Annotated in this window: 11 protein-coding genes; 7 read left to right on the plus strand and 4 right to left on the minus strand. The window is 65.3% G+C overall.

Translation table 11 applies throughout. The features are described 5' to 3' along the window. Positions 1-39 precede the first annotated feature (39 nt). Both mobF and NBY65_RS33065 read right to left on the minus strand, forming a co-directional pair. Positions 40-4179, minus strand: a complete 4140-nt coding sequence (gene mobF / locus NBY65_RS33060; RefSeq protein WP_150043431.1) for a MobF family relaxase — start codon at positions 4177-4179, stop codon at positions 40-42. Further along, positions 4176-4577, minus strand: a complete 402-nt coding sequence (locus NBY65_RS33065) for a hypothetical protein (RefSeq protein ID WP_250266059.1) — start codon at positions 4575-4577, stop codon at positions 4176-4178. Before NBY65_RS33065 ends, mobF begins: the two co-directional genes overlap by 4 nt. A gap of 259 nt (positions 4578-4836) precedes the next feature. Here NBY65_RS33065 and NBY65_RS33070 point away from each other — a divergent pair, with 259 nt between their 5' ends. The 4 genes from NBY65_RS33070 (at position 4837) to NBY65_RS33085 (ending at position 7730) form a co-directional block, all read left to right on the plus strand. Continuing rightward, on the plus strand, positions 4837-5223 hold the full coding sequence (locus NBY65_RS33070) for a hypothetical protein (RefSeq protein ID WP_150043435.1): 387 nt from the start codon (positions 4837-4839) through the stop codon (positions 5221-5223). 11 nt (positions 5224-5234) lie between these two features. Next, entirely contained in the window at positions 5235-6077 is an 843-nt protein-coding gene (locus NBY65_RS33075; RefSeq protein ID WP_150043436.1) for a hypothetical protein, read from the plus strand. After that, positions 6074-6622, plus strand: coding sequence for a hypothetical protein (locus NBY65_RS33080; protein ID WP_150043438.1), 549 nt, complete (start codon positions 6074-6076; stop codon positions 6620-6622). Before NBY65_RS33075 ends, NBY65_RS33080 begins: the two co-directional genes overlap by 4 nt. Positions 6623-7025: 403 nt before the next feature. Next, a complete protein-coding gene (locus tag NBY65_RS33085; protein ID WP_150043440.1) occupies positions 7026-7730 on the plus strand; it encodes a hypothetical protein in 705 nt (234 codons plus the stop codon). A 246-nt stretch (positions 7731-7976) separates the two neighbouring features. Here the strand turns inward: NBY65_RS33085 and NBY65_RS33090 are convergent, their stop codons facing one another. Together NBY65_RS33090 and NBY65_RS33095 are read right to left on the minus strand one after the other, a co-directional pair. After that, positions 7977-8135, minus strand: coding sequence for a hypothetical protein (locus NBY65_RS33090; RefSeq protein WP_162530772.1), 159 nt, complete (start codon positions 8133-8135; stop codon positions 7977-7979). A 138-nt stretch (positions 8136-8273) separates the two neighbouring features. After that, a complete protein-coding gene (locus NBY65_RS33095) occupies positions 8274-9188 on the minus strand; it encodes a replication protein RepA (protein ID WP_150043442.1) in 915 nt (304 codons plus the stop codon). Positions 9189-9603: 415 nt separating this feature from the next. Here NBY65_RS33095 and NBY65_RS33100 point away from each other — a divergent pair, with 415 nt between their 5' ends. The 3 genes from NBY65_RS33100 to NBY65_RS33110 all read left to right on the plus strand — a co-directional run bounded on the left by NBY65_RS33100 (position 9604) and on the right by NBY65_RS33110 (position 15378). Continuing rightward, positions 9604-10476, plus strand: coding sequence for a hypothetical protein (locus tag NBY65_RS33100; RefSeq protein ID WP_150043444.1), 873 nt, complete (start codon positions 9604-9606; stop codon positions 10474-10476). A gap of 602 nt (positions 10477-11078) precedes the next feature. After that, on the plus strand, positions 11079-11855 hold the full coding sequence (locus NBY65_RS33105; RefSeq protein ID WP_150043446.1) for a Hachiman antiphage defense system protein HamA: 777 nt from the start codon (positions 11079-11081) through the stop codon (positions 11853-11855). Next, complete coding sequence (locus NBY65_RS33110) at positions 11839-15378, plus strand: DEAD/DEAH box helicase (RefSeq protein WP_150043448.1); 3540 nt, start codon at positions 11839-11841, stop codon at positions 15376-15378. Before NBY65_RS33105 ends, NBY65_RS33110 begins: the two co-directional genes overlap by 17 nt. Positions 15379-15569: the final 191 nt, after the last annotated feature.

A 15569-nucleotide genomic window follows, 5' to 3' on the forward strand; every position in this document is an offset into this window, starting at 1 on the left:
CGTCCTGCCGCGCCGGGGCCGCACCCGGCGGTCCGGCGTTCAGATCGTCAGCGTCGGCCCCGGCCGACGGGCGTTTGGCTCCGGCGTGATCTGGGGCGCCTGCTGGCGCGGCTCAATCCGCCCTTGCGCCGCGATTTGCCGACAAGCGGCGGCCTGCGCCGCCGGGCGGCCCTCGGCCAGCCGATAGTCGTTCCAGTCCGTGCCGGCATCCGCAGCGGTGCGCGCCGGCAAGGCGGGCGGGGCGACGACGAGCGCGGGACGGTTTTCCGCGGCGGCGGCGGTCGCCTTTTCGAGGCCGATGTTCGGCATGCGGCGCACACCGTCCCGCTGCGGCAGGTGGGCGTCGTTGTCGGCGCCGAAGATCAGCTGGGCCCGGGGATAAGCCGCCCGCAGGGCCCGCGCCACGGGCGCCAAAGTGCCGCTGTCCAGCGCCATCACGGTGGCCGGCAGGCCCGCGGCGGCATGAAAATCCGCCGCCGTGGCGTAGCCTTCGCAAAGGCCGATCGGTCCCTCCGGATCGATTGTCCCGAACAGGTGGAAGGCGCCAACTTTGCGCGCGCCGTATTGCGGCCGCTTGGTGCCGTCGGCCGTGATCGTCTGCGCGTTGACGAGCCGCAGCGCGCCGCCGTCGAGCACGTAAAGCGGGATCACCAGCCGCCCGTGCCGATCCTGCCGCAGGCCGGCGCCCGACAGGCCTTTGGCGGCAAGATAAGGATGCGCCGGATCGGCCGGGGCGGCCGTGTCCCACAGCCTCTGGGCCGCCCGGGCGCCGTGGGCCGCGCGGCGCGCGTCGTCGCGCGCGCGTGCGGCCGCCGCTTCGGCCTGGCGGCGCGCGAGCGCTGCGGCATCGGCGGGCGCAAGCGGGGCGCGTTCGCCGTCGGCCTTCCAGGTCGTGACCGTGCCGGTATGGAAATTCCAGATCGCGCCCGCCGGGCGGACCCCGTCATAGTAGGCGCGGTACGCCCCGCGCTGCTGGCGCCCGCGATCTTCCTTGAGCGGCGCGTAATGGCGCTGCCCGTCGAGCACCGGCAGTTCCTTGAGGCGCGCCACATCGAAGCCGGCGCGATCGAGGGCCGCGCGAAGCTGGTGCCGCGCGTCATGTTCCGACACCTTGATCCATTGCGCGGCGGGGCGCGGCGCGCGCGGTGGCGGCGCTGGAGAGGGCTTTTGCGCCGGCTCGGGCTGGTGCGCCGCGGCGGGATGCGGCGCCGCCGTCCGGCGCGGCATGGGCCGCCGCAGCCGATGCCGCAGGGCGCGGAGATAGGCGGGCACGTCGATCCGGCGCAGCGTCTTGAATCTCTGGCCGAACGCCGCGGCCATCTCGGCCGCGGTCCGCACGAGGGCCTGGCCGCGCGTTTCGCGGGCGGTTTCCGGCAGCGCGTGCGGATCGCCGGTGCGCAGCCAGGTTGCGCGGTCCGCCACGTAGTCGCTCGCATTCCGGCCGGCTTCGTTGGTCCTGGCGGTGCGCAAAAACGCCTGCCGCACGGCCTCACGCGTGGGCTTGAGGCCGCTCTCGGCCAGGCGGCGCGCGATCAGGCCGGCGTCGGCCACCACGAGCGCGTCGCGGCGATGGCGGGTGAGCGCGACATAAGCGCTCGACGCGTCCAGGCCGTCGCCGGCATGGACGATCGTGAAATCCGCCGTCTGGCCCTGCGCCTTGTAGATCGTCCGCGCGTAGGCGTGCTGAAGCGCCGGCAGCGCCGGCCGCTTCGCCTGGCCGGCGCGGCGGGACGGGACCAGTTCCGACAGCCGCAGCGTCTCGGTACGGCCGGTGCGGTCGATCCGCAGGCTCAAAACGGGATCGGGACCGGCCGCGAAAGCCGTCAGCGTGGCAAGATCGTTCGGCAGCACGTTCCGGCCGTCCCGCGCCAGCTTGACGCCGACCGTCACCCGGTCGCCGACGCGCAGCTCCATGGCGCGCGCCTCGCCCTGGCCGTGCCGGCCCCCGGCATGCAGCGTGCGGACCGTGAGCGTGTCCGGGCCGAGTTCGCCCGCCGCCAGAAGCCGGGCGCGGATTTCCCGGTTGAGCGCGTGCACATCCGCGTTCCTGGCGGCGAGCACCATCCGGCTTGCCGCCGGATGAAGCTGCCGGTTATGCGCCCAGGCCTCGGCAACCTTGCGGACGGCGTGCGCGCCGTCGCGCGCCCAGCGCACCTGGCGTTTGGCGTCGTAGCGGGTCAGGCCTTCGACGCTGTCGCCGGCGGCGAAGCGCCGCGTCGCTTCTTGCTGCCAGGGCGGCGCATGCCGTTGCCGCCGCACATCCGCCAGGCGGGAGACACCCAGGGCATCGGCCACGGCCTGGAACGCGGCGCCGGGCTCGATGCTGGGCAACTGCCGCCGGTCGCCGATCAGCACGACCTGGGCGCGATGCGCGCGGGCCTGCGCCAACAGCGCCGCCAGGTCCTGCGAGCCGGCCATGCTGGCCTCATCCACGATCAGCACGACCTTGGCGCCGAGACGCTGCACGCCCGGTTCCGTTTGGCCGGCGGGCGGCGCGCCGAACCGGATCGTGCCGGCTGCGAGCCCTTGAACGAATCCCTGCAGGGCCCGCGCGTCCGGCAGATTGGCGTCCGCGCGCACGACGTCGGCCGCAACCCAGGAGGGCGCCAGGCCGATCACCCGGGCGCCGCTGGCCCACGCCGCCGCAACGATGGCGCCCAGCGCGAACGACTTGCCCGCCCCGGCAAGGCCCTCGACCACCGTCACGCCGTCGCCGCGCGCGATATGCCGAACCGCGGCCCTCTGCTCGGCCGACAGGGTCGGCCGGGCGGCGAGCGCCGCGGCCACCGCGCCGGCCCCGATCAGGCTGCCCTCGCCGCGCCGTTCCAGCACATCGCGCAGCATCTGGCGCTCGCGCGCCAGCGTCGCGCTTGTGCTGAACATCTCTTCGCCGCGCCGGTTGGGGCGCAAGGCGATGAGCTGGCCGCTGCGGATCAGGCGGGCATAGGCCGCATCGGCGCCGGCGGCGCCCCCGCCGCGGGTTTGCGCCTGCTCGGCGATCAGGCGCCGCAAGGTGCGCGCGCTGACGACCGCGTTGCGGGCCATCGCCTCGGCAAGAGCCGCGTCACCGGCGTCCAGCACCGGCCGCTGGTGACGGGCGGCGGCCGCGCGGACGGACCGCCAGACGGATTCCGGCGTCAGGCCGAGCCCGCGCAAGTCCTCTCGCCAGCGGCGTTCCAGATCGCCGTCGCTGGGCAGCGCGTCCTTGCGGTGCCGGGTCGCGGCGACGATCGCCGCGCGCAACTTGCGCAGCGTTTCCCCGCGCGGGGCTTCCGGCGCGGCGGCCGCGGCGTCGCGCAGCGGCCCTTGCCTGACGCCCGGCGCCCGTGCCGCGTCGGCGGCGTCCTGCGCGCTCGCCTCCAAGGCGGCGCGCAGCGCGTCGAGCCTGCCGTTGAGGGCGGCCCGGCGCTTCGACCACAAGGCGGTCAGCGCCCCGGGCACGCCCAGCACACGAAACGCTTGCCCGTCCTCGCCGCTCGCGAGGCCGCGGTCCATCAGCCGGCCGGCCAGTTCGGCGCGAAACATCGCGCCCGCATAAGTCTTCCACGGAAACAGCTGGGCGGGATCGAGGCTGCCCGTCGTGCCATCGGCGCGCAGGCTGGCGTTGATCAACACGGCATGGACATGCAGCTGCGGATCGCCCGCCCGGCTCGTGACATGCGGGAACAGCGCCGCCGCGACATCCGCCGCCGCCTCGCGGACCGCGCTGCCCTTGCCGCGGCGGGTCTCGAACACGCCGCGCGCCTCCAGCGCCTGCAAGCCGGCGCGCGCCGCCGCCACCAGGTCGGACAGAAGCGCCGCCCGGACCTCGGGCGTGGCCATCGCCCACAGCGCACTGACGCTCTTCGGCGCCGAAAAGGTGATGTCCCATCCGCCCACGCGCTGGTTGCGGGCGGCCGCCTGCACCAGCGGCCGGCCGTCGAGCCCCCGCCCTTCCAGCAGGGCGCGCAGCGCGCCGGGGGTCAGGGCCGCGCCATCGGGCGCGAGCGCGCCCTTCACCGACCACCAGCGCGGCTGGGCCGCCGCGGCGCTGCCGGCCAGCAGATATTCGTCCATCGCCTGCGCGGCGTCCGCTTCGGGCTCGCGGGGCTGCGCGTTCCGCTGCTCGTAATAGGCGACCGCCGCCCCGAGCGCGACCGCGTCGCCGCCGCCGCCGATGCGCTTGAGACTCGCCGTCATGCGTCGGGCCCGAACGCCGCCGCGGGGTCGTCCGCCGCGTCGAGCGGTTCGAGGCTGCCGGCCAGCACGCCGACCGCGTGGCCGATGTCAACGAGCAGGGCCCGCGTGTCTTCGCGTTCGGCGCCGGCGGCCGCGGCTTCCGGCACCAGCTGGCCGAGAGCCGCGACATGCTGGCCGAGCGTTCCGGCGAGCGCCTCAAGGCGGGCGAGGAGCGGCGCCAGGGCGTCCGGGCTGGCCGCCGCGCCTGGCCCCGCCAGGGGAGCCCGGATCGCCGCCAGGACCATGGTTCGGGCCGGATCGGACGGGCGCACGCCCCGCGCCGCCGCCGTCTGCCGGAAGACGGCCCATTCGTCGGCCGTCACGGTCGCCCAAATCCGGTGGGAGGGGGATTTCGCCATCCTCGTCGCCCTTTCGGCGCTTGGCGCAGCCCTGTGCAAATCTGTGCTCCGCCAGGAGCCGCGCCGTGTGAACCTCACGCATGGCTTCGGAAAAGCTTGGCATCTGCTTGGTGGCGCCGCGGCTTATTTGGCGTCGGCTTGGCCATCCACAGTATCTACACTCATTGTATTGGCCTATATTGGCAAGCTTATTGTGCATGAACACGACTACGCCCGCCGTTATTGGCGGCCGCGTGAAACCGGGAGGCCGGAACTTCCGATGAGCGATGCCTTCCGGGCCAGGCTCCGCGCCATGGTCCCCGCCGGCGGCCGGCCCGAACCCTCCGCCGCGCGCGTGCGGATCAGCGAAACCTTCGACGACATCGCCGCGGCGCGGGCGCGCGGCGTCACTTGGCAACAGATTGCAGACCTGTTCACCGCCGACGGCCTGGCCGCCGCCGACGGCACGCCGCTGACCGCCGGCAAGCTCAACTCGCTTTACGCCGCCGAAAAAGCCGCCCGCGGCGGGCGGCGGAAGAAGCGGCGGCCGAAAACGCCGGCGGCGTCACCGCCGGTGCCGGCGGGCGCGGACCCGGTCGCGCCGCGGCCGGCGCCAGGTCCGTCTCCGGCCCGCTTCAGGTTCAGCGGTCCCGTCAAACTCAAATAGGGAGAAAAGGCGTGGTTTCGTTCCGGAGAGAACTGCCGCCGGCGACCAAGGTGCATCGGCTGCCCGGCGCCCTTGCCGCGGCTCCCGCGGGCAAGCCGGCTTCGCGCAAGGTGCCGGCTCTGACCGGCCTGCCGATCTGGTGGCTGATCGGCCCCAACGGCAGCGGCAAAACCCTTGTGGCGCGCTGGATGCTTGAGCGCGCCATTATGGCCGGCCGCGCCATCAAGGCGGCGGCGCTCGACGTCAACAGCCGCACGCTTGCCAGTTTCTTTCCCGACGGCGTCGACCAACCCGAGGCCGCCGACGCGGCCGCCGTGGTGGCCTGGATGCAGGGCTATCTCGGCTATGTGGCGCAGCTACAGGTGCCGGCGCTCCTCGACATGGGCGGCGGCGACCAGAGCCTGGTCGGCCTCGTCACCAGCACGCCCGATCTCCTCGAGGTTCTGGCCGAGCAGCGGCAGGCGGCGGTCGCCTGCTATTTCCTGACGCCGCGGCCCGAGGATCTCGATGTGCTCGGCACTTTGGAGGAGTTCGGCTTCCGGCCGCGCAACACCGTTCTGGTGGTCAACGAGGCGCTTGTGACCGACCGCAGCCTCTTCGCGCCGATCCTGGGACATGCGGACGTCACGGCGGCGCTGGCGCGCGGCGCGGTGCTGGTGGCGCTGCCGCGCCTGTTCGACCAGGATCTGGCCATCCGGCTTGATTCGGCCGCCCTGCTGCTGGGCGAGGCCGGGGCACCGACGCTGCGGGACGGCGCCGTCAATCCGCTGGACACGTTCCAGCGCGCCGCGGCCCGCGCGGCCTGGCGGCGGCTCGAAGACAGCTTCGCCCCGGTCGGCGCGTGGTTGCCGTGACCGGCGCGCCGCCGCTGGCCGACGTCGAAGCGGCGCTCGCCGCGCGGGTCGGCGGCATTCCGGCCGACGATCCGCTCTATGCGGTGGCGCAGGCCCTGCTGGTTTCCGTCCGGACCTACGGCCAGGCCATTGCTCACCTGGAGGCCATGACCGCGCGGCCGCCGCAGGCTCTCACGCTCACGGCCGCGCAGCTCGACCCGCTCACCGCCGCGGTCGAGAACGCCGCCGCGTGCGGCGTGCGCCAAGCCGCTTCGCGGATCGCGGGGTGGCGCGCGGTGTTTGGCGGCGGGCTCGTGGCACTTGCAGCTCTTGGCGCCGGCGTGGCCGTCCACGCCTGGGACAAGGCGCAAGTGATCGCGACGCAAAGCGCGCTCGGCGCGCTGCCGGCCGCCGTGGCCGCGGAATGGGCGCATCTGGCGGCGCTCAATCCGTCGCCGAAGAAACTCGCCGCCAGACCGGAACGCGTGGACGACGGCTCAACCGCCGCCTGGTTGCTGATGCGCACCGCGCCGCCTTCGCCGGCGCCGCCGCAAGCGGGGCCATGACCCTGTATCGTTTTTATGACGTTCCAACTTACAGCGAAGAGATTCGCGGGCCGCCGAGACTCTCATCGCAGCTTTACGGCTGTCATCTCGACGGCGCAGCGGATTTCCGGCAAGGTGGGAAGTTGCGGAGCTGATTCGAAATTCCGCAGTTCCACGCAACAACTTTGGAGGATGCCCAAGGCCCAGAAACAGCAAACCCCGCCAAGGGCGGGGCTGCATAAGATGGATTTTTGAAACCGGCAAACCGGATTTCTGAACCGGAAACTCAGTGACGTGGCAGTCCTGAGATTCCCAAAAATCCTTCTGGCAGTCAAGCGAAACCTGCGGTTTCGCTAACGGGGACGTTTGTGCCCGGATTCGGCCCTTCCCGGCGGGTTGTTCCCCAACCCAGAAAGGAAGAATCATGCTTGCAATTTCATCACTTGCGCCGCTTTTCCCCGGCTTTACTGCGCCGAAGACCTACGCCGCCTACCCGGTGTGGGCCGACAGCACGACCAAGACTGTGAAGTTCGTCGCGCTGTCCAAGAAGGCCGCCGTGCGGCTTTATCACCGCGCCCGCGATTTCGACCGCCGCACGCACGAGCCCGGCAAGCACGGCGGCGTGGTGGGCCGTACCGCCCTTGCCGTCCTGCACGCCCTGCTCTTCGATTTTCTGAACTACCGGACCGGACGGCTGGACCCGTCCTGGCAAGCGCTCGCCTTCAAAGCCGGCGTGGCCTATTCTAGCGTTGGCCGTGCCCTGAAGCGCCTCAAGGCGCTCGGCATGCTGTTCTGGCTGCGCCGCTGCACCGAGACCCACGACGCGGACGGGCGCTTCCTGCTGAAGCAGGACACGAACGCCTATGCCGTGCTGCCGGAAAGCCAGTGGCTTGGCTATGTGGCGCCACCGGCGCCGCCACCGCCCGCGCCTGGCACCTGGGGCGATCACCCGCCCCTGCCCGACGCCCTTACGGCGGCGATGGCCGAGCAGCGTCACGGCGGCACCCTGGAAAGCGTGGTGCGGGCGCTCGAAAGCGAACCGGACAACGGCGTGGCCGCCATACTCGCGCGCCTTGGGCGGGCGGTCCAGAAGGCGGAGTCCGGGAAATCCTCCGGACTCTCACAGTGAGAGAGAACCCTTAACCTCCCTAGAAATATAACTATGCCGTAGCTCTTTTTGCACAGCAGTGAACAAGGAAGCGGACACGCCCTAACGGGCGTGCGGATCATCGCGCCCTCTCGGGCGCCGTGGGGAGGGGCGCTGCCCCTCCCCCTTCCCCTCCTCGGGATATTTGAACAAGGAAATGCGGGGGAAGAAGGATTGTTGCTGCCAGGTCTTTTCCTGGATCCCGCGCCGCGCACGGCAAAAGGCGGGCTATGCCGGAACGTCCACCCAGCCGCCTCCGGCCACCCATGAGGCCAATGCCGCCTCCACGAACGCCAGTCGCGCCACGCCATCGGCGACGGTGGGAAAATCGAGCGCCAGCGGATCGGCGGCCAGGCCGGTGAGCCGTGTGCGCCGCAAGGAAACCATGGCCGACAGACTTTGGCATCGGCAAAAAGCGGACTGTGAATTTGGAAAATGCGCTCTGGGCCGTTATCGCCCAGAGGTATAATTTACGATGAAAAACTAAACCGTCCGGCAAGGCCGCGTGCGAACTCTTGGCGGAGCTTATCGCGCGCTGACCAGTTTCGGCGCGACGGGCGGTTTCGACGGGTGCAACACCAGGCCGCCATCCTCGACTTCGACCTTGGCGTCTGGATAGACGGCCAGGGCCAAGGCGAGGTTGGGAAGAAACCGGCGGCGGAAGATGTCCATGCGCCCCACCGAGGCGCCAAACTGGACCTTCAGGGCGGCCCAGGACACGGGGCGCGGGGCCGGCAGGACATGAAGGCGATAGGCCAGCCAGCAGTAGATGTCGATCGCCTGCGAGTTGTTCGACACCGCTTTGATGGCGGCGTCCTCAAGCGGCACGGGATGCTGCTGGAGCTGGCGGAAGAAGCCGTCCGACAGCGTCACGCTTTCGGCGAACAGGCCTTCCTGCGGTCCGGCGCCGACGAACATGGCCGTCTCGACGACGTTATGGCGCATGACGCCCGCGCGTTCTTTGGCACGCATGTGAAACGAGAAGGTGCAGAAGGTGATCCGCTCGGCCTGGTCGCGCACGGCGGCGATGTTCTTGCCGGCGCAAGGAATGCCCATCTTCCCGAACCATTGCCGCAGGCTGCGGCCGAGTTCCACGTTCCGGCTGCTGGTGCGCAAAGCTTCGGTCTGGAGATAGATCAGGATCAGGCGCGCGCGGCTGCCGTAGGGAACGCCGACGGGAATGGGCGTATCGCCCTCGCCCATTCGCATCCCCGGCTCGACGATGAGGCCGACATGCTCGCCTTTGATTTGCCAGCCCTCGCCGTCGGGCAGCCGCTTGTGCGGCAAGGCGGCTTGGCACCAGCCGGAATAGAGGAGGCCAATGCCGCCGTCCTCATTCGCCAGGTAGGAGGCGGCCGCCTCGATGACGTCCCGGCTCAGGCCGCCCGCGAGCGCGGCCTGCTTCCCGTGCGCCATCAGGATGTCATGCACCTCGCCCATGCCGCTACCCTGCCTCGGACCGGGCTGGGCCGGAAGTGCGAACTCTTGGCGGAGCAGCTACTAGGAAGGCTATTTGGATTCTATGTACTAGTTTGTCCGCCAAGAGTTCTCGGGATAACTCCGCTAAGGGATTGAATCTCCCAGATTGCCGGCAGGGGGCGTTCCGCCAAGAGTTCGCACCGGCTCCGCCAAGAGTTCGCACCCGGCCTGTGGATAGCTCGGGCAGCGGAAATGGTCTCAGGACGGCGACTCAGCGACTCGGGAATGCCAAGAACGGTGCTGATAAGGAATGGACAACGCTATCCGCGTTCCCAGCTCCGGCAATCAATTTCAACCCTGAGCTGAATATGAATATAGAAACCATCTCTTAAGTAAGGCATAAAGGCGTCTCTCACGAGGTGGTTGGAAAGCAGAAATGAAGGCTCTGAAATGGATCGGCGGCTTGATGCTCTCTTTGATCATCCTTGGCAGCCTTCTGCCAAAAGGCCCGCCCCCAGCTTGGGATGCCTATGTCAAATATTCGGCCGAAGACGGGGTCAAAGATAGATTGCGCGATCCGGATTCAGCAGAGTTCAAAAATGTATTTGTTCGAAGTCTTGACGAGAATACACGAGCTGTCTGTGGACTTATAAACGCAAAAAACGGTTTTGGTGGACGTGTTGGTTTTACACCATTTTTGGTGATCTTTAAAAAATCAGGAGATCAAGCGCTAAGAAGTCCCGCTTTACTTGCTTCTGAAAGCATTGGTGGTGGGGTTTCCGCGGACGTTTCGGCAGGTGCAATTCAGCTTGCCTGCTTTGGCAATCCTCAACCCCCGGCGGCGCCGCCAGCACCAGCGTCGAAGATTGAAGAAAAAGGCATCCCGAACACTGCGGCGCTCAACAACACGCTTGAGCGACTTCGCGCCTTGCAGCGCCAGCAGCAGACCGAACGTGCCGCGCCTGCCCCTATGGGCAACGGAGACAACCCAAAGGGTTTGTCTGATCGGCTTTCGAGTAGCCAGCTCAGCGCTATCGGCGAACGCATACGGGAGTGCTGGAGCAAGGATGCTGGCGCACTCGATTTGGAGAAAATGCAGGCAAAGCTACTGGTGACGGTGGGCGCCGACGGTGTGGCCCGCGAGGCGATGATAGCCCCTGAGGACCGCGGACGCCTTAACGACCCGCGCTTTCGCGTTTTTGCCGAACGTGCTGTACGCGCTGCTCTTAACCCGCGGTGCGCGACCTTGCCTATACCGAAAGGTCTAATCGGCAGCGTTGGTATAGTGAGAGTAACATTCAGACCATAAATGTTGTGATGATTATATAATACAACAGCATCGCGAACCAGATGATGCGGCACTGCAGAGTGTGCGATCTGCGCGACCGGGCACTGATCGCGACTGTCATCTATGGCTTCGCATACATCGGAGCAGTGCTCAAGATAAGGGGGGAGAATTAGAACCGAAAGGCTCGGATCGGCTCATTCGTCTGCATGAAAAAGGCGGCAAGGAACATCTCATACCCTGCTATCACGCACGCCTCCACCAAAATTCTGCACGCCTCCAACCGAGGCAACCGGCATCAGCGAAGTCAAAAAGGACGCCATTCCAACATCAACCCATGACGCACGACTGACATGGCACGCGCACGCTAGCCGTCCGTTTCCTGGGCTGATTGGCAAGCACAGTTTCCAGGCAATCGGTACTAAATCGTATCTTTTCAATAAGGAATTGTTAGAGCATGCTCAGGCTGTAACGGCGCATGAGGGCCCACGAACGACCAAGCTCCATGACCGGCCGAAGGAGCGATTAAGCCAGGATAAAGACGAAAAGAGCAGACTATGAATTCTCCGTCCTGCATAGGTGTTAGCGATCTCCTTCCTACAACCCTTTTGGAAGGAGACAAATACATGGTTCAATTCCAAGATTGGTGTATTACCGCCGAGACGGTTATTGGCCATCACGCACTTCGCGTTCTCTCTGGCGACCCAGCGCGATTGGATGTCGGCGTCACTACTACGGCAGCAATCATTCCCAGCCATTATGCTGCTGAAGAGCAAGTCTCCCGTATCCTAGCGCGTCTTGGCAAAATAAGAGCAGCCAAACTCATTGAAAATAAACTGCCAACCACGAAATCAATCCGATCCGGTGACCTGGGTGAAATTTTGGCAACAGAATACATCGCCAGCAACACGACTTACTTGATTCCGATCAAGCGGCTGCGGTGGAAGGATCATCGGAATATGGCCATGCGCGGCGACGATGTTATCGGTATCGCGCAAGACCAGACAACAGGCCGCCTTCATTTTCTGAAGACGGAGGCTAAGAGCCGGGCCACCCTAAGCGCTGGCGTTGTCGCCGAGGCTCGCGCCGGCCTTGATAAGGACGGCGGTTTGCCATCAGCCCATGCGCTATCGTTCATCTCGGCGCGTCTTCTGGAGCTTGGCCATCTCGCGCTTGCCGATGCGATCGACGACGCGCAATTAAAACACGGCATACCCGTATATAGCGTAAAGCACTTGCTGTTTACGTTTTCCGGCAACGGGCCCACTACCCATCTCGCGGCGTCGCTTCAGGGTTACACGGGCCCGGTCGTGCAGTGGGCCGTGGGACTCCACGTGACGGACCATGCGGCCTTTGTCGGGAACGTCTACGACCAGGTGATCGCCAATGCCAACAACGATTGAAGCCATTCAGGCCGAGATCGAAGCCGCGGCTACGCCGGGATTTCGCGGTCGCCTCATCGCACGCGGCCAAGCGAGGGCTATGATTTGGCGCGACGGGGCGCTTCCAGCGGATGCTCCCGCTTTCTCCCCCCAGCTTAGCTACGACCTCCACTCGTATGGTTATTCACTCCTTGGACTCGGTCTCCGCCTGCGTGACCTCGGGGGTGATCCCGCGCGCGCGCGCATTGCCTTTGAGCAAGCTGCTACTGCGCTTGAAGCGGTCATGGCCAAAGGCAATCGTGGCGACAGCGACCGCGACTTTCATTTCGTCATGGCCGCCGCCGCATACCATCTCGCGAGGCTTTCGGCGCGCGCCTATTCGCTACTCGTTATCGTGTTGGGAGAAAGCAATTTCTCGCCCATCGAACGTGCCATCGCCCAGCTCATGCTTCGAGACTTCAATGCGCTTGATGACCTGGTCATGAGCTTTCGAGCCTATGGCACCGGCAGTGACGAGCGGATCACAGCAGCTTTCGAAGCCTATCTCAATCAGGACGAGCCTCAGGCTGCTGATGGTGCTGATTCAGAGCACTCGTCATTCATTTTGGATGGTATCGACCTTGCGTTGACAGACAATTTCTTGGCGGCCATGTCGATCTTTCGGGCTGCTCTGGAGCATGGCGAGCAAGCTCTTGTCAACGAGGCGCTGACGCGTCTGCGGGAGGGTCAAAATATTTGTGGAGAACTGAATCTTTTACCCCAATGGTGGGCGCACCGGGTTGCCATTCACCTTCTTTCCGACCTGTGGGATTCGACATTTCACGTTCGGCTTCCCGCCAACCCGTCGGGGGGATCTGCACCGTTGTGGCCATCTTTGCGAGAACTCTTCATTGCATCTCTCATGCGCCGTCCAAGGGCCGAAGTCGATCTGTGGCCTTCACAGATCGATGCTGCTGTGCGGGCGGTCAATCAGACTGATGACCTCGTGGTGTCGCTTCCTACCAGCGCCGGCAAGACGCGTATCGCTGAACTCTGTATTCTGCGATGCCTCGCTTCAGGCAAGCGGGTGGTCTTCATCACCCCTTTGCGGGCGCTCTCGGCTCAGACCGAGACAGCCTTGCAGCGGACATTCTTTCCTTTAGGCAGAACGATCTCGGCCCTTTACGGTAGCGTCGGTGTCAGCGGCCTCGACGAAGATGCCATTCGCGAGCGGCATATCGTGGTTGCAACACCCGAGAAGATCGATTTCGCATTGCGCAACGACCCCAGCCTGCTCGACGACGTAGGATTGCTAGTGTTCGACGAAGGCCATATGATCGGGCCCGGCGAGCGCGAGGTTCGCTACGAGGTCCAGATTCAGCGGCTGTTGAAGCGATCGGACGCGTCTCAGCGGCGCATCGTCTGCCTTTCGGCGATTCTTCCAGACGGTGATCAGCTAGAGGATTTCGCCAACTGGCTGCGCCGAGACCAGCCAGGGGGCCTCGTTAAGAACGATTGGCGGCCAACGCGGCTCCGGTATGGAGAGGTCACTTGGAACGGCCAGACCGCGTTGCTCAGCTTGCGGGTCGGCGAAGAACGTCCTTTCGTACCACGCTTCCTGACAGCGTTTACGCCACCTTTGTTTATTCGCCCCAAGCGGCAGCGAACGCGAGTCTTTCCTGACGATCAGCGTGAGCTTTGCTTGGCCACAGCGTGGCGCCTTGTTGAGGACGGCCAGACTATCCTGATTTTTTGTCCGGAGCGACGCAGCGTTGAACCCTTCGCCGAGGTAATCATCGACCTCCATGAGCGCGGTGCGCTCAAGTCGTTGCTCACTATCGAGCCGTCCAAACTCGCTACCGCATTGGCCCTCGGGCAAGAGTGGCTCGGCCAGGGTCATGCGATCCTCAGGTGCCTTGAACTCGGGGTTGCATTGCATCACGGGGCTTTGCCGACCGCCTATCGCAAGGAGGTCGAGCGTCTTCTGCGCGAAGGCGTGCTCAAGGTCACGATTTCATCGCCGACCTTAGCTCAAGGCCTCAATCTGTCGGCGACCGTCGTCATAATGCATTCTCTGTTCCGCCGCGGTGAGCTCATCGAGATATCGGAGTTTAAGAACGTCATTGGCCGCGCTGGCCGAGCCTACATCGATGTCGAGGGACTGGTTCTCTACCCAGTTTTTGATGGCGATCCATACCACCTCTCCCAATGGGATCGGCTCATCACCAACCTTGGCTCGCGTGAGATGGAAAGTGGTTTAGTACGTCTGGTGCTGGAGCTGTTGGTCCGCATGCACAACAGGACTGGTGGCACTTTGCAGCAGCTTGCCGACTACGTCGTGAACAACCCCGCTGCTTGGACATTTCCCGAGATACCAAACGAGAAGCCGCAGATTCGCGAACACGCATTTTTATCGTGGCAACGGAACCTAGCCACCCTAGACACAGCGATTCTGAGCCTGATCGGGGAAAATGATATCCCTGATCACAGCGTTGAGGAGACCTTGGACCGCATCCTCCAGTCATCTCTTTGGGAACGTAGCCTCAAGCGCCGGCCCCAAGACCACCAGCTGGTGCTGAAGACCGCATTCGTTGCCCGCAGCAAGGTCATATGGGCGCAGTCGACATCCGTTCGCCGACGCGGCTATTTTCTTGCTGGCATTGGCCTTGAGAGCGGTCTCGCTCTCGACGCCATTGCTGCAGAATGCAACGAGCTTCTCGTGACCGCCAATAATGCCATCTTCGCCTTTGAAGCTGAGGATGCGATTGCCGCAATTACCAGTATAGCCGAGCGCGTGTTCAGCTTCTATCCCTTTGCGCCTGATCCTATGCCACCCAATTGGCGGGCGATCTTGCGCTGCTGGTTGCTTGGTGAGCCGCTCGCAGCCGTCGCCGCTGACCAGGAATCTGACACGCTCCAATTCGTCGAGGGCGGATTGGTATATCGGCTGCCATGGGCGATGGAAGCGATCCGGGTGCGTGGAATCGCAAACGGCGATATTATCGACGATACATTCGGCCTGCGCCTTGAGGATTACGATCTGCGTTTTGCCGTTTGCGCCGTGGAGACCGGCACTCTCAATCGTTCAGCTTCAATATTGATTCAAGCAGGATTCAATTCCCGCATCGCGGCAATCAAAGTTGTTAATGATACCGGCGCCACCTTTTCTACCGCGGCCGAGCTTAACCAGTGGTTAGGTTCGGAAGTTGTGGCGGCTTGGAGTGCGTTGCCTGATTGGCCGACGCCTGAAACGCAGGTGATGTGGGCGACCTTCAGCCGGGATTTTGTGCCTCATGAAGGCAACACCTGGACTAGTCGACGCTATTGGGCTTCGGTGGCGTGGAATTCTAGCACCGCGCCGCGCTCAGGCACACCTGTCCGTCTATTTCACCTGGATGGCCGGCCTGCGGTGCTGTCTGTCGACGGTCTGCCTATCGGCACGCTGAAAGCGCCGTTGAACCCCAATCGGCGTGGCCTCCTGCGGGGAGTGGTCGGAGATGAAGCCGGAAAAATCCTGCTGACGTACCTCGGTCCTGAAGATCTCTGGCTAAAGAATATAGCTTAGCTACTTGGGGTCGCGACCCAAAGCCGGACTGCGAGGCAGATGTTAGGCTGTGTCGGTATAGTTTCAGCACCCTTCGCCGATTTGCTGCTGCGACTGACCGTCAGTGCAGCATCGACGCTTGTGGTGTTCCTTGCTGAAACTCACAACAATATGCAGATTTTCCGCCGTCTCGTGGATCGCAGCCATCAAGC

It is taken from the genome of Rhodovastum atsumiense, assembly GCF_937425535.1.
In the GTDB taxonomy this organism is placed as follows: domain Bacteria; phylum Pseudomonadota; class Alphaproteobacteria; order Acetobacterales; family Acetobacteraceae; genus Rhodovastum; species Rhodovastum atsumiense.